Annotated in this window: 16 protein-coding genes; 3 read left to right on the top strand and 13 right to left on the bottom strand. The window is 40.7% G+C overall.

The genetic code is table 11. The features are described from left to right. Window positions 1-56: 56 nt before the first annotated feature. The 4 genes from KZP23_RS08395 to KZP23_RS08380 form a co-directional block, all read right to left on the bottom strand. Complete coding sequence (locus KZP23_RS08395) at window positions 57-608, bottom strand: RNA polymerase sigma-70 factor (protein WP_226335763.1); 552 nt, start codon at window positions 606-608, stop codon at window positions 57-59. A 261-nt stretch (window positions 609-869) separates the two neighbouring features. Next, on the bottom strand, window positions 870-3,149 hold the full coding sequence (locus tag KZP23_RS08390; protein ID WP_226335761.1) for a glycoside hydrolase family protein: 2,280 nt from the start codon (window positions 3,147-3,149) through the stop codon (window positions 870-872). Window positions 3,150-3,400: 251 nt separating this feature from the next. Beyond that, complete coding sequence (locus tag KZP23_RS08385; RefSeq protein WP_226335759.1) at window positions 3,401-4,771, bottom strand: glycoside hydrolase family 28 protein; 1,371 nt, start codon at window positions 4,769-4,771, stop codon at window positions 3,401-3,403. A gap of 153 nt (window positions 4,772-4,924) precedes the next feature. Next, window positions 4,925-5,800, bottom strand: a complete 876-nt coding sequence (locus KZP23_RS08380; RefSeq protein ID WP_226335758.1) for a DUF6528 family protein — start codon at window positions 5,798-5,800, stop codon at window positions 4,925-4,927. Window positions 5,801-6,180: 380 nt separating this feature from the next. Here KZP23_RS08380 and KZP23_RS08375 point away from each other — a divergent pair, with 380 nt between their 5' ends. Further along, complete coding sequence (locus KZP23_RS08375; RefSeq protein ID WP_226335757.1) at window positions 6,181-6,951, top strand: GDSL-type esterase/lipase family protein; 771 nt, start codon at window positions 6,181-6,183, stop codon at window positions 6,949-6,951. Between the two features lie 99 nt (window positions 6,952-7,050). Further along, complete coding sequence (locus tag KZP23_RS08370; protein WP_226335756.1) at window positions 7,051-7,938, top strand: dienelactone hydrolase family protein; 888 nt, start codon at window positions 7,051-7,053, stop codon at window positions 7,936-7,938. Between the two features lie 191 nt (window positions 7,939-8,129). On the opposite strand, the gene KZP23_RS08365 is transcribed toward KZP23_RS08370, so the two are convergent. The 9 genes from KZP23_RS08365 to KZP23_RS08325 all read right to left on the bottom strand — a co-directional run bounded on the left by KZP23_RS08365 (window position 8,130) and on the right by KZP23_RS08325 (window position 23,559). Further along, complete coding sequence (locus KZP23_RS08365; protein ID WP_226335755.1) at window positions 8,130-10,247, bottom strand: beta-L-arabinofuranosidase domain-containing protein; 2,118 nt, start codon at window positions 10,245-10,247, stop codon at window positions 8,130-8,132. A 391-nt stretch (window positions 10,248-10,638) separates the two neighbouring features. Then, window positions 10,639-11,751, bottom strand: coding sequence for a glycoside hydrolase family 88/105 protein (locus KZP23_RS08360; protein WP_226335753.1), 1,113 nt, complete (start codon window positions 11,749-11,751; stop codon window positions 10,639-10,641). Window positions 11,752-11,764: 13 nt separating this feature from the next. After that, window positions 11,765-13,336 (bottom strand): DUF4832 domain-containing protein, encoded by a 1,572-nt coding sequence (locus KZP23_RS08355; protein WP_226335752.1) that lies wholly within the window; start codon window positions 13,334-13,336, stop codon window positions 11,765-11,767. A gap of 194 nt (window positions 13,337-13,530) precedes the next feature. Beyond that, on the bottom strand, window positions 13,531-14,757 hold the full coding sequence (locus KZP23_RS08350) for a SusE domain-containing protein (RefSeq protein ID WP_226335751.1): 1,227 nt from the start codon (window positions 14,755-14,757) through the stop codon (window positions 13,531-13,533). A 216-nt stretch (window positions 14,758-14,973) separates the two neighbouring features. Beyond that, entirely contained in the window at window positions 14,974-16,629 is a 1,656-nt protein-coding gene (locus KZP23_RS08345) for a RagB/SusD family nutrient uptake outer membrane protein (RefSeq protein ID WP_226335750.1), read from the bottom strand. A gap of 13 nt (window positions 16,630-16,642) precedes the next feature. Beyond that, window positions 16,643-19,972 (bottom strand): TonB-dependent receptor, encoded by a 3,330-nt coding sequence (locus KZP23_RS08340; protein WP_226335749.1) that lies wholly within the window; start codon window positions 19,970-19,972, stop codon window positions 16,643-16,645. Window positions 19,973-20,090: 118 nt separating this feature from the next. After that, the gene (locus KZP23_RS08335; RefSeq protein WP_226335748.1) at window positions 20,091-21,095 is read right to left on the bottom strand and encodes a FecR family protein; all 1,005 of its coding nucleotides are present in this window, start codon (window positions 21,093-21,095) and stop codon (window positions 20,091-20,093) included. 62 nt (window positions 21,096-21,157) lie between these two features. After that, a complete protein-coding gene (locus KZP23_RS08330) occupies window positions 21,158-21,817 on the bottom strand; it encodes an RNA polymerase sigma-70 factor (protein ID WP_226335746.1) in 660 nt (219 codons plus the stop codon). Window positions 21,818-22,176: 359 nt separating this feature from the next. Then, window positions 22,177-23,559: a glycoside hydrolase family 88/105 protein gene (locus KZP23_RS08325; RefSeq protein WP_226335744.1), complete on the bottom strand. Its 1,383-nt coding sequence runs from the start codon at window positions 23,557-23,559 to the stop codon at window positions 22,177-22,179. A gap of 279 nt (window positions 23,560-23,838) precedes the next feature. Here KZP23_RS08325 and KZP23_RS08320 point away from each other — a divergent pair, with 279 nt between their 5' ends. After that, window positions 23,839-25,284, top strand: a complete 1,446-nt coding sequence (locus KZP23_RS08320) for a rhamnogalacturonan acetylesterase (RefSeq protein ID WP_226335743.1) — start codon at window positions 23,839-23,841, stop codon at window positions 25,282-25,284. Window positions 25,285-25,768 lie beyond the last annotated feature (484 nt).

Raw genomic sequence — 25,768 nt, 5'->3', positions numbered from 1 at the left:
ACATTTACCCCTATGACACATGGGATAGCGAAACGGGTGACAAAAAATATTTTTTTTTATAGCAAAAAATTTATGTGTAAGGACTGATGTAATGAGGCCCTGAGCTTCCCCTTGGCCCTGTTCAATTGTGTTTTAATCGTATTTTCTGAAACATCCATTTTAGCGGCAATTTCCCTCACCGTCTTTTCCTCCAAATACTTCAATCTAAAAATCTTTCCCATCTTAGGGGGAAGGGCATCTATCGCACTTTCGATTTTTTGAATCATTTCAAGGTCCTCCATATCCATCTCCGGATCATTTAAACTGGCCTCAATATACAGCAGGTGATGTTTATCTTCAATCTTAAGATTCCTTAGGTGATTCAACGACCTATTTCTAACAGCCTTGTACAGATAGGATTTAAAAGAAGTAGTAATATTCAAAAACTCAGCATTTTCCCATATATAAATAAAAATATTTTGGACAATATCCTCACAAACTTCATTATCAAACACAAAACCCTCTGCAAACTTTATCAATCCAGCATAATAATCGTGAAAAAGCGCTTCAAAAACTTCATTATTCCGCTTTTGAATTTCTCTTAATAATAGTTTATCCTCGATCCTCACATTCAAACAGGTTAGTGATCAATCAAATAGAAATTTATTTAAATAAATAAGACGCGCAAATTCACAGGTTAAATGAAATTTGTAAACACTTGGTCCTTCAAGCCTTCACTAAAGGCATAACCAGACATTAGGGCGAACGATCTAAAACAAATATAACATAAAAGTACGATTTGAAAGAAACACATTACGAATGAAAACAATACTTCCAAAGAATTTTCTTATAGGTAATTACCCATTTACCAAACCATATGCATACTGCTGCTACAATTTTATTAAACCATGAGTATCACTGTACGCTTGATGCCTTTCACGCTTGATCAATTCAGAAATTGATTCAACAGTTTCTATATCATACCCTTTTATCTGAAAAACATCCGAAATCAGGATCATCGGCTCAAGCATATTGTAGATTTGCCAAGGTAAAAAGAAACCCACTCCATGACCTCTAGGTATGGTGACGTTCACGGCTTCTCCTAAAAAACCAGGAGCCATCCCCTCTATCGGGTCACCATCGTCCCAATTCATGTATTGCTTTGTATTTCGAAGCAGTAGTTTAGAAAAATGAAGCAATTGTTGATCCCCTGAATATAAATACAACCTATAAAAATTAAACGCATCAATGGCGGCATAAGTATCTGCCCCATTATTTCCTGTTGCAATCTGACTTAGACCTGTCACCTCCCTATCATTGGGAAATACCATTTTTGGATCATTCTTAGGAAGAGGCACTTCCCAAGAAAAAACCCAAGTTTGATAAAAATGAGCTGTTTGCTGGGCTGCATCCAACCATTTATTTTGTTTTTCCATATCATAAATCGCCAAAAAAGCCCTCAGCGCCATCGAGGCAGATTCTTTATCAGTAATATTAGGATTGTCAGCAGCACCACCAGCATATTTATAATTTTTGTAAACATCTTCAAAAACAAACTCTCCTGCCCTCAAAACCATCTGGCGATATTTTTGGATTCCCGTTATAAAATAAAGATCCACCAAAAAGGGAATAATATTGGACGTATTGTTTTTACTGCTGTTTACGAGAGCACCGGTGTTAAAATTATATTGTTGGTAAAAAGAACCGTCTTTATTTTGGATAGTAGAAAGCCAATCGGCTACTTTTTTACAGGCAGCCAACCATTCAGGTTTGTCCCGACCATTTTTCCTTTCTTGGTTCCAGGCAGCCAATATTCCTGACATGCCATCTCCCACTACCCTCATATGAGTAGGGTAATCATTACGCCAGGTTTGTGGATAAGGATCATACCAAGTTCTTGGAATTCCACTAGGCATAATCCCATTATCCACCCAAAATTTGATCATTTGTTCTCCTTTGGAAAGAAGCTCATCGTCCTCAGTATTCAAACCTTCTCTGATAAGTAAATATGCATTTCCGGTCTGCTGCCCTACAAACCCCATATTGAAATTATAATCCAAGTGGGATTCTATTTGCCCATTCAATTTGATGCGAAAAGGTAAGCCTGCTGTTCCTTTTATTTCCTTCCAATATCTCTTTAAAACTCCTATTTGATCGTTATATACCTCTGATAAATCTACCTCATATAATTTTGGAACGGATAAAGCATAATATTTTTGCCAGGTATTTTTGAGTGCTTTGGGGTAATCCAATTCATGGTGAAGACTAAATGCCATCTCATATTTCTGCTCATACCCCAATTCTACGGGATGAGCCCTTAGCGCGGTTCTTTCTTCACTGGACATTCCCCAAATCCCCGTACGATCACCTTCAGTACCAGGATAGACCATCCCGACCAATGGTTGGTGACTATTTTCCATTCCCATGGCAGCAAACTTCATTCTACCATCAATTATACGGGGCAAACCATCTTCTCCAAGGAAGGTCTCTCCATCTGCATTTTTATGAAAAACAGAAAAAGTCGCTCCATTATCTTTTTGATAAAGCATAAACACGGGCATTGGCATCCGGTCTTCCCTAAACCAAAATCCATTTTCATTTAAATCCGCTGCCAAAGCATTATCAGAGACGTAACTATTCTCCTTGTACCATATAGCCGGGGCAAAAAAATCATAATCATTCATGGAAGACAGCTCAGACCTTTGAAAGGCCATTTGGGTGGAAAAACCAATATCTCCCTTGCCAACCCGTTTTACTGTCACAGTTCTATTGACCTCAAATATTCCATTGCCAGTGGATTTTTGATAAATATCTTCAAACCCAAATATGGATCCATTAGGACTTACAAGATGACCATTGCATCGGTATATCCCATTCTCTAAGCTCTCCATTGAAGTATAAGCCCCATAATAATAAACACTATGCGTATCAGAAGTAACCACTTCCACGGCCAAAGGTGAATGCTGTTCATAAACTGTAAGCAGTCCATTTCTGCTTAATTTCAGACCAAATTGTTCTGCTCCCAAATCAACAATGGAAAGCGTACTTTGGCCAGAATGAATTTCCTGAGCCGTAAGAGATACCCCACAACAAAACAACATGAAAATGGTCAATAGGACCTTATTATTTAAGTTGGAGACATATTGGACAAAAAGTAACCACTGCATCATATCCGTAGAAATTGTAAGAAGAAAATTAGGACCATTTTTTATCGATCAAAATTTTTTCTTTCATTTTCTGATATAATAATGGTGGGGATTTATAGGAAGAAAATACAAGAACTGTTTTATTTAGGAAGCTTTTATCCTGTGTGCTATTTCTGTATGGCCCACCTTTTCCCCTTCTTGGAGCTTAAAATAATAAAAGCCATTCTTCCTCCAAAAAAACTTTTATGGTTAATTGAGCAGTAGCTACTTATACATCATTTGATCCACTCAAAACCCAGCACATTTTCATGTACCATCTCTGCCTCCCTTACTGAATCCACTTGAATATTTTGGAGCAAAACATTCTCCACCGGCTGCTCTTCATCAGCCAATATGCGGGAAACAAACTGCACGTCTTTGGCTTTTATATTGGTCATTTGAACATCACTAATGGAGGTCAGTCTGCGCTCATAAGTAGGAACCAAGTCGCGCCATTGGTATAGCACATCAGTTTCTATTCCCAAAATACCCTGGTCGATTTTTCCGGATTTAATATCTTTCATGATGATATTGGAAACATAACCACCCCTTCTTTCATTGGTTTTTATAAATAGCAGGTGGTTCAATTTTGCTCCTTCTTCGACTTCACAATTTTCCATATAAATATTTTCTATCCCTCCGGAAAGTTCACTTCCTATGGCCAACAGTTGATGGCCATTCTTGACCAGGCAATTTCTGATGACCACATTTTTGGTGGGCATATTCAGCCTCCAGGCATCTTGGTTTCTTCCAGCCTTCACAGCTATGGCATCATCTCCTTGGTCAAATACACAGTCTTCAATCAATATATTCTGGCTCATTTCAGGGTCCACACCATCATTATTATGACCATGGGCATAGACATCCACTTTTCGGATCACCACATTATTGCTCATAAAAGGATGGATCACCCAAAAAGGACTGTTTCGGATTTTCACTCCTTCCAACAAGACATTTTTGCACCTATTGAACTGAATAAACTGGGGTCGGAAATTAGCAGTATCATTTACAAACTGCCTATCTTTTACAGCAACATCCTTAGCCGCTTGCTCATAAAGTAGCTTAAGACTTTCCATATGGGGCTTTGGCCGGGCAAACCACTTCTCCCAAGTCTCCATTTCAGCTTTGAGTGTCCCTTCACCTGTAATGGCTACATTTTCACAGCCAAAAGCATAAATCAATGGAGAATAATTAAAACATTCCATCCCCTCCCAAGTCGTCTGCACAGCAGGTAAATAATCTTTGGGATCGCCAGAAAAAAGTAATGTGGCCCCTTTTTCCAGATGTAAATTGACATTGCTTTTCAAATGTACCTTTCCGGTCAACCATTCTCCCTCTGGTATCACTACTGTACCTCCACCATTGCTATTTGCCGCTGATATAGCTGTGGCAATCGCTTGGCTGTTTGCCATTTTATCTCCTTTTTCAGCTCCAAAATCAGTAATTACATACCGATTTGTCAGACTAAAGTCAGGCACCTTAATGGAAGTCATTTCAAAAGGTACCTCCAAGTCCAACTCTTCAAACAACACTTCTACATCTGGACTTGAGCATCCAAGCAAAAAAATGAAACAAATCCCCCTTAAAAACCAGCTTAGCCTATTCATTATCCTTATTCTTTTGAAACTTTTTATACTGGACGCATCCGGTCCTCCATGATCAAATATAATTTACGGATCCTTCAGAAGTATACTGATCAGTGCTGTCCATTACAAAAAAACCAGCCCTAAAATTTAGAACTGGTTATACGATGAGATAAATTATTCAAACCATCTGGCTTTGTAGACTTTCATATCCGGAAAGGGCACTTTTTTCTCCGGTTGATGGAAAAGCACATGGTGAGTCCACCAGCTCTTTTCGGGCACGGTATAAATCAGCTGCCCAGAATGGTGCTCTCCCAAACTTTTGATATTTTCCGCTGCTGGAAATCCTTCTATTTCCCCAAACTCCTGGCTGGTCAAATCAAAAAACCAAGCTCCGGTATGCTCCGTCATATAAAAACCTGTTCTATCCTCAGAAAGCTGAAGGTCATGTCCTCCTTCTCCCGGTATCTTCCACTCCCTCTCTAATTCCAACTGATTTGGATTGGGCATGCTATATTCCCTCAGCACATCATAACCTAAGGCAAATAAGGTTTTCCTTTCGGGATGCCAAACTACACCGTGAGCAGAATAAAGGCTATCTTCAAATATGACTTTTTCGTTTTCATTTATGTCAAAAAGCATAATCTTATTACCTGTTTTACTGGTAGAAGCCGCCGCTACTAGGCGGTCACCCGGTAATAATTCCACAGAGTGGGCGTTGGGAACGGTCGCGTAAAATAATACATTCCGTTCCTTGACATCCAATAAGGCCACCCCTCCTGAAGAAGCTGAAACGACTAACTGTTTCCCATCCGAAATGATCTTGCAGTCATCCATTGTATTGAAACGCTTTTCTCGGTATACCTCAGGAAGATCCACAGCTTGATGAGCATCCCAAGTCCAAATGATTGCTGCATGGTCATCCGTAGATTGCTCATAGTCCACATATAAGACCTTGCTATCTCCACAAACCAAAAAACTGGAGGTATCTTTAGCACTGGTACAGGCCATGGCCAAGCAGGCTCCTAAAAGACCTGCGAAAATCCTTTTCATCTTCTTACTTATATTTTATATAACCGATCCAAAAACAAAAACCCTGGATCAATGGGGCTCTTTCACAAATTAAATAGCAGCAATAAAAATACACATTTAGACCAAAAGCCCAATCCCTGGCTTTTTAAGCTTTCCTTATTTTTTGATAAACGGCCGATAATCTGGCCTTGCCACCCCCCAAAATGGTAATCAAAAAGAGGTGTTCTTTGAATTCCTCCTTGAAAAAACTGCTTAAACCAAAAATCTCAACCAATCTTTTTGCATTGCAAAAGCCACTAATCGCTTTTTCTAATAACTTGCAATTTGTATGCTTGGGAAGGCCTTCTCAACTTAAATCCCTATCTTTTCTATTTTAATATTAGTCATTAACAATACATGGCATGAAAAACAGTATTATCCTTTTTATAAAATCAAAACTGCTCATTTGCTTGATTTGTCTATTGGGAAGTTGTGGCACTTCCAAGAAGACCGTAGATATTCAAAAGCTATACCCTACAGAAGGAATAGTCACCCCTTATCATAATGAATGGACCGTAGGTCATTACCAAGCTCGAATCCAAAATTTCAAAGAAAATCCCCTTGATTTTGGGAACATTGTCTTTATCGGCAATAGTATTACCGAACAAGGAAAAAACTGGAGCGAAAAGTTTGGTCTGGCACCTATCAAAAACCGTGGAATTTCCGGTGATGTTACTGATGGTGTGCTGGCAAGGCTGGAGGAAATCATCCATTATAGGCCCAAAGCAGTATTTTTGCTGATTGGCATCAATGATTTGTCCAATTACCACCAGAAAGATGAATCCAGGTCCAATATCGTCTACCATACCAAAATCCCTTCTCCTGAATATATAGGCAATAATATTATCAAAATTGCCCAGCAAATTCACAAAGGCTCACCAAAAACCAAGATCTATATCCAAACCGTACTGCCCAATGCCAAGCCCGATTTAAAAGCCAGCATCAATCTGGTAAACAGCATTATAAAAGAAAATGAGGCAAAAGAATATTATCAGGTGATTGATCTTCATTCCTTTTTTGTCGATCAGAATGGATTGATGAAAAGTGAACTTACCAATGATGGCACCCACCTCAATGAAAAGGGCTATAAAGTATGGGTAGCAGCAGAAAAAAAACTAGTTAATTCACTATAAGTGGATATACCTATGCAAACGAATAAAATAACTGAACCACGGTTTATTCTGTTAGTATTTCTTTAACTTATGTCTGCACAACCATAAGACCATTTAAACATGAAAAAACTAAGCAGAAAAGATATCAAACAGGAAGTTTTTGACCTATACGATGCCTATGCCCACAATAAACTGGATCGCCGGGAATTTATGGAAAAGCTCTCTGCCTATGCTGTGGGTGGACTCAGTCTGAGCGCTTTGACCAGCTTTTTAATGCCCAACTATGCAGACAATATCCAAGTGCCCTTACAGGACAAAAGCCTCAATACTGAAACAATCAGCTATTCCTCGCCAAAGGGTGGGGGAGAAATAAAAGCCCAACTTTCCAGACCAGCAGATACCAAAGTCAAACTACCGGGAATTGTGGTAGTTCACGAGAACCGTGGGCTCAACCCCTATATTGCAGATGTGGGCAGAAGAGCGGCCAAAGCTGGTTTCATCTCCATTGCACCGGATGCCCTAAGTCCATTGGGAGGCTATCCTGGCAATGACGATGAAGGCAGGGAAATGCAACGGAAAAGAGACAGGAATGAGATGCTTGAAGATTTTATTGCGGCCTTTGAGTACCTAAAAAACCATGAGGAATGTTCTGGTTTCGTGGGTGTGGTGGGCTTTTGCTTTGGGGGATGGATTTCAAATATGATGGCCGTAAAAGTACCAGCGTTAAAGGCTGCAGTGCCCTTTTACGGCAGTCAACCACCTCTTGAAATGGTCGATCAGATCAATGCCCCCTTACTCCTCCACTATGGAGAACTGGACCAAAGGGTAAATGTAGGGTGGCCTGATTATGAGCAAGCTTTAAAAGCAAACAATAAATCGTATAAAGCCTATGTTTATCCAGGTGCCAACCACGGCTTTCATAACGACACCACACCCCGCTATGACGAAGCTGCCGCCAAACTGGCTTGGGAAAGGACGATTAGTTTTTTCAAAGAGAATCTAGGGTAATATAGTCTAGCCTATGCCCAGCCTAAAGGACCATACACTCATGACCACCTAATGCTGCAAACGGTTCCTGAAAAAACCAAAGTGATCATCTGAAAATAAATCTCCCCTTTCCTGATTTGAAAAAAGAAAGGGGAGATAAAATCCTGCAACACAGATCAAATATTCAGACAGTAGATTTAGCTGTGAAAAAATCACTTTGCATAAACAGGGAATTCGGTAATTCTCAAAGTCGTGCAACCATAGGGTACCAAAGTGATCTCATCAACAATATCCTCTTCCCCCACGCTCTTGCTCCAAAAACCTGGCAGGTTAGGTGCATCGTTTTCAAGCGTCCAATCTACAGCTCTTACACCACGCATCTTAAGACTTATAGGGCTGTTTTCAAGATTCCATGGATATTCGCCATTCCATTCATTTTCGCTTACTTCCACAAATTTATCAAGATCAGCTAAATCACTGCCCAGTAAACCATACTTCCATTCCTCGGCAGGTATATATTCATAAAACTCCCCATACCCATCATTGCGGTCTTTGGCCACCTGCTTTTCCTTTATTTTGAGAGCATATACCAAGGGGCCTCTTTCTATGGCTGCACTGAAGGAATACCACTGTGAGTGTTTCAGCTGCATAGGCAAAGTCAAAGTAACTTTATCCCCATTTTTCCAAGTACGATCAATAATCGCTACTTGCTGATGAACTTCTCCTGCCCACACTTCCCCATTTATTGTTATCACAGCTTCCTCGGTCCAATCAGGTATTCTTAAATGGAACGGAAAAGAAGCTGTTTGGCCCAAGCCCATGGTAAAATGAACCTGATCCCTGAATGGATAGCCTGTCTCCTCAATAATCCTTAAATCCACATCATCAGCCACTTTCAGCTCTACCTCACTGGGGGCATATAACAGTGCTGCTACCCCTCCATCATGGGTGGCATACCAGAGATTTTGGACAAACTTTGGCCAGGCCTGATGCATATTGGAAGTGCAGCAAGGATAGCCTGATAGAATACCAAAAACAAAATCTGTCCCTCTATGATGATTGGTTTCAAAGGAAGTTTGTAACTGATCGGTTAACTTAATTTGGTTGGCCGCTTGAAAATACTGACGGTTCATAAAATCATCCGAAGCTTGGGTAGGCAAGGCATTATAAGCGATCTTCTCCAATTGGTCGGCATAATGCATGTCCCCTGTAATTTGCAAGATGGACTCCAGGGAAAACATCCCCTCAGAAATCGAACAAAACTCGATTCCCTGAGTAGGTTTATTCCCATGCAAAGGCTCATCCCCACCATACATTCCCTGCGGTTGCCCATGGTACTTTTTCAGGTCGGCCATGGCTTCCTTAAGGGCTTTAAGGTGATTGGCATCCTTATCATATTGGTACTGAATAATGGGTTGCTTTAAGCCCTGGGCCAAATTCACGGTATGAATTCCTCCAATTTTAGACACTGTCAATGATGCTATTTCTTCCTGATCAAATGGATACCGCTTCATCTGATAGAAATACCAAGGAGATTTGGGATCCTGATGGTTCTCTTCATTGAGGAAAACCTGTGACCAAGGAAACGTCTGCTCAGTAAGTAATTCTCCCAGATCCAATAAAAACTTGTCTCCAGTGATATTATACAACCAATAGACCACTTGCAAATTATCACCACCTCGCCTATTTGCCCAGAAAGTCCATTTATCCAAAGGGCTGTTTGGAAGTTCTTCCAATTGATATTTGAAATACTTGGTTAATGCAGCAATGATCCGAGGATCATTCGTAGCATTATAATATTGCTGCATAATCTTTAGCATCACCATTTTTGGCCACCAATCTTTCCGCATCCCACGCTGGAGACCTGGTTCATAGGCGGGGTCAGCATCAAATGGAATTGGTCCTAAATAGCCATTTGCTTGCTGGTTTGCCAAAGTCCATTCTATCCATGGCTGCACTTTTGCTTTTAACTCCTTATCATCCAAGATATACGCCAAGGGTAAAAGACCATCAATCCAATAAGGTCCCCTTTCCCAACCATCTCCATCGCCTCCCAGCCATCCATTTCTAGCTCCCATCACCTCTGGATAGATTTCATCCAAATTGCCCGTAAGCCCTGTTTTCATCCTCAAAAGTTGGTCTTTGATCCAGCCTTTTGGCTGAATATTACCTAAAGGCAATTCCAGATATGGTTTTTCTGTCAGGGGTATTCTATTTTGTAAATAAAGAGAGCTGTTCTTTTTCTTGTTAGATTGACCTTGGGCCACTGCCATAACAGTGTTCATGAGCAACCCCACACACAGCACACTGGTAATCAACACTTTGTTCATTATCTTAGGTATAATTTAGGTTTGAAATAGGGTACAAAAATATAAAAGTAAACACTAAGCTCATTTCAAGTTAGTGTTTACTTTTATTCCAAACCAAAATCAAACTCAATAATCAGATTTTGTGCTAATTTTTGCTTGAAATTTAGGAGCAGTTGAAAAGTGATTATACTGAACAATAATTGCTTAGATTTAGAAGAAGCTTAATAATGAGAATATTATTCCATTTTCACCCTTCCCAAATTAAGGGCCAATTGTCTTAATCATGGGAATTTAAAAACATGCCATCATTGAGTATATCAAAAAAACTGAAGTGATAGAAAAATGCCATAATAGCGACTTTCCTCAAATAGGGCTCTTTGCTATTATGGCATTAGGTTTTTAAGCTTTAAATTCATTCACCACCATAAAGCTTATATACCTCAGAACCCGCACTTAAAAAGGCTCCGCTTCCATAGACCTCGGTCTTATCTGGCCATGCCTTACCTGGTGCTGCTCCAATTGGCTGGACATAGCCCAACATCCCTTCATCGGTCACATGACCAACCATAGCTTTCCATCCCTTACGCACAGCCAAACCATAAGTTGATTTATCAAGAACCCCATTATTTATACCCCAAGCAAGCCCATAGACATAAAATGAAGAACCACTTGTTTCTGGTGTTGGGTAAAATTCATCTCCTAACAAACTCATAGCCCAATGACCTTCTTGAGTTTGAATTTCAATCAATTTGGAAGCCATCTTCTTGTAGATACCCAAAAAGTATTTGTACTCTTTGCTCCTAGGGTTTAGCTCATTCATAATATTGACCAAACCGGCAAATACCCATCCATTACCTCTCGACCAGAATATTTTTGTACCATTATCGAGTTTCCCCATGTAACTCTCATCCCGATAATATAGGCTCTCTTTTTTGTCAAACAAAAAATCCGTTGTTGCCTTAAATTCAGACAGCATAAAGTCAAGGTACTTCTCCTCTCCTGTAACATTGTATAATTTGGCCCAAACTGGAGGTGACATAAACAGCGCATCACACCAATTCCAACGATCATGGTGATATGGAGACATCCAATGCAATGAGGTTTTAGAAGGATGGTAAAGAATATAATCGAATTGCTCTTTAGTAGGTGACAGCATCTCCTCATCTCCATACTTTCGGTACAATTCTACATATAACTGGCCTACCGTATGGTCATCAGCATGATACCTTCTATTATACAATTTCCAATTATGGTCTTTTCCTATTTCCCTAAGCCAACTGTAATACTTATCATCACCAGCCATTGTAGCCCATTTAAGCATACCAGTGTACATCGCCCCATTAGTCCAATCCAAAGGGTGATGTGGTTCCTTATGGCCGCTAAACAAATCCTGGAAATGCGCCATCTGCCAATCAGCCACTTTTCGCATGATTGCCTTAACTTCAGCTGGTTTGATTTCCTGAGCCTGGGTTAGCATGGTCAACATACTGAAAGCAATTGCGCCTAAAACTTTTAATACTTTCATTCAGCAATAATATTTACTCTACCTCCAGATTGATTAATTTCACCCATCCTTCACTGCTTAGATCTTCATTTACGGCCAGTTCTAACCCTGGCTGGTTGCTTTTTGAAGTATCTACAATGGCTACTGCCCAAGTATAGTTCCCAGCAGGCAAGTCTACGCTTACTTTAAAATCATATGATATTGGATCATCTTTATGCCATTCGGAAGGATCACTATCCCCATCTACAAGCACCTTTTTTACATTGTCATTGGCATCCAATAGTGCAAAGGCGACCTTATACTTATAGTTCCATTGAGGAAGGTTATTGGGACAATATCCCCAGCCCATATTCCTCCAGCGATGGGTTATAACCGTCTCTGCGCCACTGTTGATTTTTTCAGGCAAATATAATTGGTCGGGATAAAGGCGGTATCCACCTTCTGAGACAAAACGCTGAACCAAGGAAAAACTGTTTTCAAACCATGATTGTGTTTCTCCCACCCGGAAATCCATCATATTCACATGAGCTTCTGCCGAGACATCAAACTCCCCTTGACGGACATCTTCCGGATGACCCTCCCTGTATTTCCCGCTTGGGTCAGTCCAATATCGGTGAGTCCCGGTAGTAATCCAGCCTCCTTCCATGATGATCGGACACTTGTTATTCCATGATTTGGCAAACTGTTTTTCCCAACCTGCATAGTAATCGGTCATTCCGAATGCATCTTGCCGAAGGCTATATCCCTTGTTGATCGCATTGACCAGTAACCTGTCGCTATTTTCATTAGGCGCGCCCCAGCTTTCAGGATGGCCAATCAAGCGATGGTAGTTGATCACCAGTGGAACTTCGGAAAAGCAACGGACATACAGGTCAGTCACCCACTCAAATACCTCATCTTTAACCTGTTCCGTCCTTTCATCTGTAGCGGTTTCAGGATCTTCATAAATAACATTATGTGCCTCTCCCCATTTCCCCAAACCATAAGCATCGATAAAAGCGGTTCGGTCGGCATCATTAAACTCTTCACCCAGTGCTTCTATGAATTTAGTGTAGTATTGCTGAAAAATAGGATCTTGAGGAATAGGTGTAATACGTGTAGGGAACTTACTGTTCTCAAGGTAATATTTGGCTCCTTTATCGAACACAAACTGTGGAGTATTCATCCCTTGGTCACGCCCATCCACCACAATCCGAAACGCTATTGGAAGACCTCTCTCCTCCGCCCCTTTAATTAATTTACCTATCTTGGAATTAGGATCATCCCAAGCATAAACCCCATCGCTAGGATTCAATGATGCCCAGCTGGTTCGAATATAACAAGCAGAAGCATAATCGATTGCTTTCACCTTCTTTCCTAAATCCGAAACGTAATATTCGGTATCCCAATAAGATTCATCAGCGGTTCGTCCAGCATACATTACCCAGCCATTCAATGGATTACGCAAAACGGAATTTTTATTGTATTTGGGTTTTACCAAAGTGTTGTCTCCCTTACCTTCTTCCACATCGTCACCACCGGCTAATGTGGAACAAGCAAATAACTGAAAACAAACCAACATCATAAATAGGTTTTTGATAATTGAATTATGATTCGATATTTTCATTTGGATTAAAATTTTATGACCATAAACCTATAGACATTATTCAATAAGTCATGGTCTTTGTTTTTACATTGCCCGTTTTGGGCTTTTGATTATCGTATTAAAAATTCAGTAAAAATATTACCGCATCCCCTTTCCTCGGCCTCTATCCACCTTCACAATGACACGGTAATATTTTAAAGATATTTCATCTCATACTAGCGCTTTTCTGCTAATACAGTTTTATTTCTCAGGTCAAGTATGACGATGTTAGCCCCAGTAGGAATGGTGTAGTAGGAATTGCGCTGCCCTCTTGAAGAGCCTCCCGACAGGTATGCTACTTCTCCTAATGTCAGTGAAAGTTCCTGGCCCTCGTTATCGGACTTAGGTTCACAACTGAATGCGTAAGCAAGGTTTTTGTTATTATCGGCCCCTCCATATACGGTGAATTTGGTTTTCCCTGTCTTAGCTCCTGTATATATAAGCACCTGAGGATCCGCCAAGCTTACTGTAGCATTACATTTTATGGGGGTTCCCCAACCGTTGATAGCACCATGTAACCATAAATCCGTAATTTCTGTCGTCATTGCTACACCTGCATCAGTGTTCCAGTTCACACTTAATGGTTTAAGCGCTTTTTCAGGGGAATACATTGTTACGGTTGCTTTTTGCATATTAACAACAATTCTATATTCACCTGGTGTTTCGATTTTCCACGAGACTGGATTTTCACGCATCTTCACCTCTACAGCTTCTCCATCAAGCAAAGTCCCATCTCCGTCTGCAGGACAGATATAGTTTGTTTCACCGTTAAATTCTACAGGAATTTGCAGCTCTCCAGCCTCCAGATCCAGAAGGTAGGCATACTGATTGAGGTTTTCTAAAGTCTTCCCCATCTCTACCTTAGCAATACTGGTCAATGCACTTCCATCCAGAAACACCTTATCAGCATCAAATACCACCGTTTTGATGGGCTGCACGTTCACTGACACTGTACGAACCTCTGGAGCCTCAAAGGTTGGCCCGCCCTCCCATTGCGCAATCACCCTGAACTCTAAAGTAAATGTTTCATTTACGGGCAGGTTCCATTTCTCATTTGCCCAGTTTTGTATCTGCTCTGAGGTAAAACTTCTACTAAACACTCCCTCTTCCTCAAAATTTAAAATGGCCGTAGAAGAACCGAAATTATTACCTACAAGGTCAAGTTTAGTAGTATAGGAAATCATGTAATCGTCCTGTGACAGTGATCTTGCCTCTGCCCATTCAAATGTCAAGATATCACTTGTAAGATTACTTTCTTCAAGTACGATATCGGTAGAAGAAGCCCACACCTCCAATTTCTCCTCTACTTTTTCAATATCACTAATATCCTGATTACAGGAACTCACCCAAATGGTTAGCACCAAAAACGTCAATATTTTATAAAGAAACTGTGTTTTTTTCATCTGTATAGCATTTTATAAACAACTGAACATTAGAAAATCAATCCATTGGTCATAGCCTCTATTATTCCCCTTTTGGGGCTTCAAGTCTTCAAGCCATTTAAACTTGCAAGAAGTGAGGAGCTGATCATTTATTCCATCTGCTACTCCAAGCTCATTTCACCTTGTCTGGACTTTATTCTTCCATGAACTCATTGCATGTTATTTTAGAAATTGTTACTAATTGCCGTACCCAGGATTCTGAGGAAATTCAACATCCCGGTTAGCATTGATAATTCCCTGAGGAATTGGCCACAATTTATGGTAGTCCTGAATTTTGTTTTTTAAAGCACTATTATGGCTTTTTACACGCTCTACAAGCTTTTGGGTCCGCACCAAAGTGAAACGGCGGCTTTCCTCTCCTACCAATTCCCGGATACGCTCATCTAGCAGAAAATCCATTGTCATTACACCCGCATCCACGGTGGAGGCCCCTGACCGCTGACGAACCACATTAACCGCTTCGGCTGCTTTAGATGGGTCGCCCTGTCCAAGATAAGCCTCGGCAAGCAACAGGTACGTTTCAGCCAGACGGAATTTCATGCGGTCTTTATAACTTCCCGTGAGACTTAAATTTTCCTCCCGGCCGTAGAAAAATTTGGTCAAGGCAGGAAACAGCGTATTGGTCGATGACCATGTCTGGTCAGTTATATTGGCTTTCTTTCCAAATAAAGAGGGCTCATTGGCATTATTATAAAACCAGTCTCGCTTAATATTGTAGTTAGAGTTTCGGATATCCTTTTCATCGAAAATTCCTGCTAAATCCCCTGTGGCATTGGTACCTTTTGTCCCTACCCACCATTTCATAGGGACGATCTGAGCTAAGCCTCGGCCACCCAATGTATCGGCTAGGACGAATCCTGTTACGTTCTGATACTTGGGATTCCAGGCTCTTCTAGTCCAATCGTCAGAATTGGTACCTCCTCCTATGTTATTGAATTCAAATTGCAACACCCAGATGCTTTCTCTATTACCACTATTCCTATTTTGATTGTTTTCAACAAACAGATCACTGAACGGATCACCGGGCTCATTCATTTTAACTCCAAAGCGCGTTTTCATCAGCTCAAAATACCCACTGTTAATTACTTCAAGTGCTGCCTCCTCTGCCAATGTGTATTCTCCCTGCAATAGATACATTTCGCTGAGAAGGTGATAGGCAGCCCATTTGGTAAGTCTACCGGGCTTAAAGCCTTCACTATCGGGATTAGAAGGAAGTCGTTCCGCCGCAAATTTCAGATCGTCTATAATATGTCCCAATACTTCTTCCTTGGGAGTCCGAGTGAAATTGAGCTGAAAATCATATAAGATGGTCTCTACATAAGGCACATCTCCATAAAGGTAAACCAGTGTCCTGTAAGCATACGCACGGAAAAAACGAGCCTCGGCCTGGAAAAGCTCCTTATCAGTAGGCTGGTCCCAATCAGTATTCTTTTCCGAAAAAAGCAAGATTTCATTGGATGAGGATATCAGGCTGTATGCCCAGTTCCAGTAGGTACCCACAAACCTCTCTTCCGAAGTAAGGGTAAGATTGGCAAATGCAGTAAGGGAGGCATCCCCGTGCCCCAAGTCAGCAATATCAGTCGCCACTTGTAAGGCCTCATATGGGCAGGCACCGTTGTGAATATATCCTCCCCCTTCGCCATATGTGTTATACTCAGAACGAGTAAGTGCATAGAGTCCACTAATCCCCACTTCAAATCCATATGTACTGGTAAAAGTATTGGTTGGAGATAGCTCTGATTTAAAGTCTTCTTCCAAGAAACCCTCACATGAACTTATCGTAATTGCCAATAGAAATACAAATACTGACTTTATATATGTATGTAATTTCATATTCTGTTTTGGTTTAGAAAGTTAGGTTTAAAGCCAGCATATAAGACCTTGCCGTGGGATAGGAGGCCATCCAGCTGTTGTCGTAATTTAGTACCTGCCTAATATTAGAGAAGGTATGGGCATTGTTTACACTGACGTTGACATCAATAGCGCTTAGCCCTAACCTCTTGGCTATTTCTGAATCCATTGAATAGCCAAAGGTTATATTCTTAAGCTGCACGTAGGAAACCTTTTTGTAAAATCCGTGCCCAAAAGTATTGACATAACCAGGCGAAACAATATCGGCATCAGGGTTTTCGGGAGTCCAATAGTTAGCACCATGTACGTAATTCGTAATACCGAATGTCCAAGAACCAATATTGGCCATATTGTCATCTCTCCACACCCCAAATACCCCATTCAACAGAAATGAAGCATAAAAATTTTTGTAATTGAATCTATTCCCCATAGACATTCTAAAGTCAGGCATTCTGGAACCTATGACCTTTCGATCTTCCGAATTGATATACCCGTCACCATTCACATCTTCCAACTTGGCTGATCCTGGAGTTGCCCCTGTCTGGATTTCCCTTTGATTTTCTTCTGTGTCAGTATACAAATATTCATCTCCTTGCTGCCAAAGTCCTACCATATTGTAGTCATAATACACTCTCAGAGGTTTTCCTATGAACCAGTTGTTTCCAATATCATCCATATTGTCCCCTCTAAGCTCAACAATCTTATCCCGGTTTAAAGAAAAGTTCAGATCAGTAGTCCAACTAAAATCCTCATCATTGACATTTACCGAATTGAAAGCTATTTCAATACCTTTATTTCTGGTCTGTCCTATGTTATCCCATATTCTGCTATAGCCGTTCATAATGGGTACGGTTCGTATCATCAGTAGGTCGTGGGTATTGGACATATACATCTCAAGAGTACCTTCCAATCGGTAATTGAAAAGTTGAAAATCCAAGCCAATATTGGCTGTATAAGTAGTTTCCCATTTCAGATTGGGGTTTCCTATACCGTCACCCGCCAAATAAGCAGTATTCACCGGTGTACCTCCATCACCCCAGATATATTTCACATTGGAATAAAGTCGATCCAACGTTCTATAAGCAGTAATCGCTTGGTTACCATTAGCACCATAGGACATTCTCAGCTTTAACATATCTATCCAATTGGTATTGTCTTTTATAAAACTTTCATCTCCAATTTGCCAAGCCAGGGCCGCTGAAGGGAAAAAAGCGTATTTATTGTTCTCTCCGAATACAGAGGAACCATCTGTACGAGCTGTAACTGTAGCCATGTATTTGCCTAAATAACCGTAATTAAGGCGGAGCATATAGGATAGCAGAGAAGTCTCAGAAAGTCCTGATGAGATAGTTTGATTGCGTTCTGCGGTATTCATGATATGATAACCGGAATCGTCAGTCACAAAGCCTTCTCCACTTTGGGAAGAGCGGGTACTCATGGTCTCCTGCATACTGAATAGCCCCGTTGCATCTAAGCTGTGGCGATCGGTTTTAAATTCATATCGGAGTAAATTCTCCCAGGTATAATCTGTGTAATGGTTATTGGAAATACTGGCCCTTCCTCCTATCAATCCTGCCTGCTCCCTCCCAGTAAAAGTATCGCGGCCATAATATATTCCGGAAAAACCGCTACGATAGTTGTATCCGTAATTAGTCCGGAAAGATAATCCTTTAACAGGCAATAAAACATTGGCATAAGCACTAAGAAAAAAGTTTCGACTGGTCACATCTTGATCTGCGTTGACGTTAATCATAGGGTTGGTAATCAGGGAATACTCCATTGGCTCAGTAATGTAATAGCCCGACTCATCCTTATACTTCCCATAAGGGCTTTGCTTGATCGCATGCTCAATGTTGGGGGTGACTCCCCCAGTCTCCTTTTGAATGAACTGGCTTCCTACTCCAATAGTAAGCCACTTATTAAATACCTGGTCTATATTGGCAGAGATATTGGTACGCTTGAGTTTGGAATTATATACTACTCCCTCTTGGTCTAGGTTAGAAATCGCCGCCAGGTACTTTGTATTAGCCGTCCCTCCTGAAACACTCACCTGATTGTCCATAATATATCCCCTCTGAAATATATAATCCTGCCAGTTGTGCGTGATACCTTTGGCATAGTTTTCCCGTTCACTGATACTGATGATATCTCCTGCAATTGGGTCGAGCTGATCCCCTGTATATCCATTCCTGAGTCGACCTATATCCTGCTTTAGTCGTATGAATTCGTTTGGCCCCATGACGTTTATCCGCTGCATTGGTTCAGCCATGCCAAACTGACCTCTGTAGGTGACCTGGGGCTTATCTTCAAAACCTCTTTTGGTCTGGATAAGAATAACTCCATTGGAGCCACGGGCCCCATATATGGCCACCGCCGAAGCATCTTTCAATACAGAAAGATTATCAATAATATTAGGATCAAGATCAGCCAAGGATCCGCTGTAAGGAATTCCGTCAAGAACTATAAGGGGGTCATTATTGGCAGAAAGGGAGTTTTGTCCACGAATAAGGATACTCTGATCCTGTCCTGGAGCGGCATTGGAAGTGGTAATATTTAAGCCAGCTACCTGCCCGGTTAGCCGGTCCATAAGATTATTACTTGAAACCATGTTCAACTTCTCCTTGTCTACTACGGACAAACCTCCTGTCAGATCTTTTTTTCGGGCTTTTCCATATCCGATGACTACCACTTCTTCCAAAGACCTCGTATCCAAGGCCATCGATATATTAATCCTCGTTTGGGCTGCTACCTCTACCACCTGCTTTTCATACCCTATAAAGCTGAATATCAAAACAGCTCCCTGATCTACATCAATACTATATTTCCCATCAATATCCGTCACAGTCCCCTTAGTGGTACCTTCTACCTGAACGGTAGCTCCCGGAATGGGCTCTCCAATTTCGTCAAGGACAGTTCCTGTGATTTCCTTAAAAAAAACACTTCCACTTGATAATGGAAGGTCTTCTGAACGGGAAGGCCTAATGGATATATTATTATTCACCTGTTGAAAGGACAATCCAGTTTGTCGACTGATATCCTTTAAAGCATCTTCAATGGATATTCTTGGTGAAGAAAGTGCAACCTTTTTCTTCAAGTAGGACTCTCCTTCATGAACCGTGAAATGGAACTCAGATTGAGTTTCGATTTCTTGGAGCACCTTGGCGAGCTTTTCGTTCTCAAAGGAAACACTCACATAAACTTCGTCGATTTTTTGGGCTTCAATTTTATGGGCCAAGACCACATTTAATATTAGCATCTGAAACAAAAAACCGTATAAGGTATATTTGGTCATTTTCAGAATTAGCAGTATAGGTTTATTTTTCATAATTTTGGGTTATTAAAGTACTGACTAGTATTTTGATAGGTTTATCCAATAAGCGACCAAACCTTTGGTTAAACCGGTTTAGAATCAGTGGGGTCACATCCTACTGATTCTTCTTTTTTTAAAATCTTATGGTAATGTTGTCTCCTTTTATCTCATAGGCAAAATTTTTAGCATATTGTAAATCAGTTAATATATTTTTCAAGTTTTGTCCTTCGTAAATAGTACTTACATGCCAGTCTTGAGGAATATCTCCCCGCACCTCAATTTTCACCCCAAACCACCTTTCCAGCTTTATTTTCACCTGATCAAAGGCCGCATTGCTAAAGACAAGCTTGCCATCTTTCCAACCAATAATGGCCATCGGATCAAAAGACCTTTCAAGTACTTCATTGGTAGACTGTATCAAACTGGCCTCCCTTCCTGGACTGAGTATCAAACGATCCCCCTGGTTGCCTAATTGACGGATCTCTACTTTTCCTTCGACCAAGGACACGCTCAATTCATCCTGCCCAGGATAAGCATTCACATTAAAAGCCGTCCCCAAGGCCACCGTTTCCAATCCTTGACTTTCTACCACAAAGGGCTTTTCTTTATTTTTAGCGACTTCAAAATAGGCCTCCCCTGATAAGAGTATCCTCCGCTCATTACCTGAAAAGCCTTGTATAAATTTTATTCTGGAGGAGCTGTTTAAATAGGCTACGGATCCATCAGGGAGAAAAAGTTTGGTTTTTTGCCCTGATGGATTTTCTCTGATCACATAATTGGAATGAGCAACTACTGTAGGTTCAGGATCAGAAGACTCCATATAAAAATAAAGGCTACCAGATACACTGATCAACAACAAAATGGCAGCAGCATATCGCCATACGGCTTTCCATAGAGTCTTATTACTTTCTGTCTCCTGCATTCCAGCCTCCCACATTTCATGGATCTTTTCTTCAGCATTTACTAGAATGGGCTCAGGACTTTTCTCTGACCAAACATCTTTCAAATTTTCCAGCAAGGCCAAATTCTCCTCACTTTCAGCGGCCCATTGCTTGATGGCTTCCTTATCCTTTTCTTTGGCATTGCCAGCAAGCCAGTCTGCTAACAGCTTGTCTATATGGTTTTCTTCATTGCTCACATAATAAAGACAATTCTAAAAATCAAAAGGCGTAATGGAAACAGAAGTTTTTTTTAAAAAAATCAAATACCGTCTACAATCCCGACTTCAGCCATAAAAATTGCAAGCCAGATCATTTGGACATTTCTTTGAAGTGGGACAATTTTAGTGGAATCGTCTTTGGAGGAAAGGTAATCACTGATGCCCAGTCTTAAATCCTTAACGGCCAATTCCAGATGTTTTTTCACCGTTTTTTCAGCAATATCCAGCAGCTTGGCCACTTCACTAATTTTCAATCCCTCATCTTTGATCATTTTAAAAACCAACCTTCTCTTATGGGGCAAGCTCTCCACTATTCCTGTGATGATATTTCTGAGCTCCTTGGTCAACATTTCATCCAAAGGCTGTACATACTCCCCCGTCTTGATATCATCAAAATCAATTATAGAAAAAAGCTGATTTTTTCTTTGGTTTCTTTTGACCTGATTTAGGCACTGGTTTTTTACGGAAAAATAAATATATCCCTCAAAATTCTCTATATCACTTAATGAATCACGCTTCTTTAAAAGTTTTACAAAAACATCTGAAACAACATCTTCTGCCTCCTCAAAATTAGGCATATAGCAAAGTGCAAAAGAAATCAGTTTGGAATGGTACCTCTTAAATAGTTCGCCAAAAGCTCGCTTGTCAGCATTAGCTGATATACGGAATAATAGCTCTTTATTGGTCAGGGAACTTAGCATAGGGTTATCATCAGTCCTCCATTTTTTTAACACTTTACCCTAAGAAGCAAAAGCTATCTATGGTGTATCAAAATAATAATGGAGATTAGTAAAAGAACAAAAATAATTTACAACGACAAAAATTATAAGTAAAAACAAATGCAAAAACTTAATTCAACCAAATAATAAATCACATATAAAGCCTAAACAAAAGCTTTAACTAATTAGTTATAATTGCATTTTTTGTCTTTAAAAATCTTTCTTCAATCTTGAACAATAAAAAATCAATGTAGAATTGAGTTAGAAAAATTAAGTATGATATAAACTAAAACCACAAAGGCTTATTGATGAATCAGCCTTTGTGGTTTCCAAATCTAATCTTAGTCTTTTGAAGATGAATCCAATAGCTGCACCGAACTATCATTGATTTCAAAATCATGCATTTGAAGCATTCTGATTACCTCTGCACCTGCCGCGATAACCGGCCCGTAACCATGGGCTGCATAAGGATTGATCGGACGGTGATAATAGAAAGCAGGGTCGAATCCCATTCCAGTACCGACACAAGTTCCCTCCACTTGACCTTGATCATTGACTTTAGTACTGACTGCATTCCAAGCTAATAAGGTCATAGGTGCATGGGCTTGATCATCAATCCACCCCTCATTGATCGCCTTGGCAATACAATAGGTATAAATGGCGGTTGCAGAAGTCTCCAGATAAGAATCATTTTGATCCAAAAGCTGATGCCAAAATCCTGAACCAGACTGTAACTTGGCCAATCCTCTGATATGCTTTTTCAATAAATCCATGACCATAGGCCTTCCCGGATGATCTTCAGGCAAGGCATCCAATACTTCAACCTTGGTCAAAATGGCCCAGCCATTGGCCCTGCCCCAATGGAACTGAGGATGTACATCCATCCCCTGCACCCAGCCATGCATATAAAGACCTTTTTCCTCATTGAACATGCGCTCGGAGAAAAGCTTTATCTGTCTTACGGCCTCGTCAAAGTACTTTTGCTCTCCCGTGTATTTACCCATTTGAATAATAGCGGGTAAGCTCATGTACATATCATCCAGCCATAGGGTGTTTTTTAATGGTCGATTTCTGGCCAAGGTACCATCCTCTAACCTAAACTGCTTGTTCATGATATAATCCATGAAATTTTCAATCACAGGCCGCACATTGGCATCTACTCCACTTCGGTCAGTTTTGATAAAGGCCGCACAAAGCGCCCCCGCATCATCCAATGCCCCTGGATAAAGCACAGAATGCAAAGCATGCTCCTTGCCCGGTACTTTTTGGAAATGTGGATACAGATCAGCAATAAACTTCACACGCTCTTTGGTATAGTTGGTATAAGCTTCATCTCCAGTCACCTCTCCGGCCAAAAGCATGGCAGAATAGGTCACTCCCCATTCATAACTCAATAACCTAAAATCACCCTGCTTTAAAACAGATTCCTCATCCACTTTAGTAAAATCCGTAATGACTTCACCATCCTTGCCGCTTAGAATTTCTGCTGGTGTAGTACTTGCAAGATAGTCCCTTACACGGTCTATGACGACTTTGACCTCTGATTCCTTAGGAAAACCATAAGGCACAGGATAATCCGGCTGTAAAAGGTGCAAAGGAGTATTGGTATCCGTAATTTTTTCTTCAGTTTTCACTTCTTCCTTCGGACCTTGAGGAGAACAGGCAAGCACCAAACTTATCATCCCCAATAATCCAGCTTTAAAAAGGGTATTTTGGATTTTCATATAATCAGCAATAAATTTTCCGTTTAGTAAATTATCGAATTAAAAACATAAAATTAGTTTTTCAGAAGAATTTACTATGCTGTACTGTAGGGCTTGGAATTAAAAGCCATATACTACAGCACAGCTTTCTTGGTCAGGATAATTAGATTTAATCTTTTATTGCGCCTACTTATTCAGTAATGAATAAAGCAACAGTAAAACATATTTCAGATCTATTTAATGATGTTAAAAAACAGAAAACACTATCTTATTCTACTCTTTCCAGTCTTCTTACTGACCATGACAGCGCTTATTCAAAAAGAAGAAAAAGCCAGCCTGTATATTATTGGTGATAGCACAGTACGTAATAGCCGAGGAGATGGTGGGCCAGGACAATGGGGCTGGGGAACCTTCATTGATGACTTCTTTGACAGCACTAGACTAGAGGTGAGCAATCAGGCCATGGCTGGCAGAAGTACCAGGACCTTTGTAAAGGAAGGCCGTTGGCAGCGGGTTTTAGATGACCTTAAGCCAGGAGATTTTGTGATGATGCAGTTCGGCCATAATGAGGGCAGTAAGCCGGACACCACACGTGCAGGCTATCGAGGGGTGCTGCGTGGCACTGGGGACGAAACGGTCAACCTCACTTGGCCTGACGGTACGGTAGAAACCGTTCATACCTATGGATGGTACCTGAAAAAATTTGTAACTGAAGCCAAAGCCAAAGGAGCCACTCCAATCATATGTTCTATGATCCCTAGGAACAAATTCCAAGATGGCGAAGTAGAAAGGGCTCATCAAGATTATGGCAAATGGGCCAAGGAAATTGCCAGAAAGACAGGAGCAGCCTTTATAGACCTGAACAGTATTGTAGCAGACCAGTATGACCAATGGGGACCCAATGTGGTCAAGGCCCTTTTTGAAAGGGACCATACCCATACCAATGAGGCTGGAGCAAGGATCAATGCTTGGTCAGTAGTCCAAGGATTAAAGGGACTGGAGGATTGCAATCTAAAATCCTACCTTAAAAAAGATAAACCAACCCTTTTCCTAATTGGGGACAGCACGGTCAAAAATGGCCAGGGCGATGGTGCCGGCGGCCTTTGGGGCTGGGGAGACTATATGGCACAATACTTTGACCAGGATCAAATTAAAGTCCAAAACCATGCCCTAGGAGGCACCAGTAGCCGGACTTTCCAGACCTATGGACTTTGGGAAAAGGTACGAGAAAAATTGGAACCGGGTGATTATGTCATCATGCAGTTTGGCCATAATGACAGCAGCCCATTAGATGACAGCCACCGAGCCAGGGGGACCATCAGAAGCGCAGGCACCGAAGCTGAGGAAATTTACAATCCCATCACCAAACAATATGAAACCGTATTTTCTTATGGGCAGTACCTTAAAAAGATCATTACGGAAACCAAAGCGGCAGGAGCGACCCCTATCGTCTGCTCACTGATCCCTAGAAACAGCTGGAAAGAGGGAAAGATAAACCGCGCCGATAATAGCTATGGACTATGGGCCAAACAAGCCGCATCAGCCCGGGAAGCCTATTTTATCGATTTAAATAAAATCATCTCCGATGGATATGATGACCTAGGCGAGCAATATGTAAAGGAACATTTCTTTAATGATTCTGATCATACGCATACCATCCTCGAAGGAGCAGAATACAATGCCAAAGCTGTCATCAAAGGCATTAAAGGCTTAGAAGAATGTGAATTGAAGGATTATATAAAATAAGTTGGGTTTAATTAGGTTTGAAAAGCCAGGGGTTTCGCCTCTGGCTTTTTTTTGTCATTCCTTGTCAATAAAGGTTTGATTGCATTTTGTACTTCACATCCTTAATTCCTTCATGTCTTCATGGTTTTTAGTTTTTTGAACCATGAAGAAGTTAAGGGACATTAAGGACTAGGTTTAGTTTTTTGGGATAAGGGTACTTCATGGTCTAAATGCCTTCATGGTTTTACTATTTTAACCATTAAGGAGTTAAGGGGCATTAAGGGATGGAGTCGATTTTGGAAGAGAAAAAAGCTTCATGGTCTTCACTCCTCCATGTCTTCATGGTTTTATTATTTTTTGAACCATGAAGAAGTTAAGGGACATTAAGGACTAGGTTTAGGTTTTTTGGGATAAGGGTACTTCATGGTCTAAATGCCTTCATGGTTTTACTATTTTAACCATTAAGGAGTAAAGTTCCATTAAGGGATGGAGTCGATTTTGGAAG

It is taken from the genome of Echinicola marina (genome assembly GCF_020463795.1).
Classification (GTDB): Bacteria; Bacteroidota; Bacteroidia; order Cytophagales; family Cyclobacteriaceae; genus Echinicola; species Echinicola marina.
Note: the sequence above shows the minus strand (reverse complement) of the source record. Positions and strands in the feature narration are given on the sequence as shown.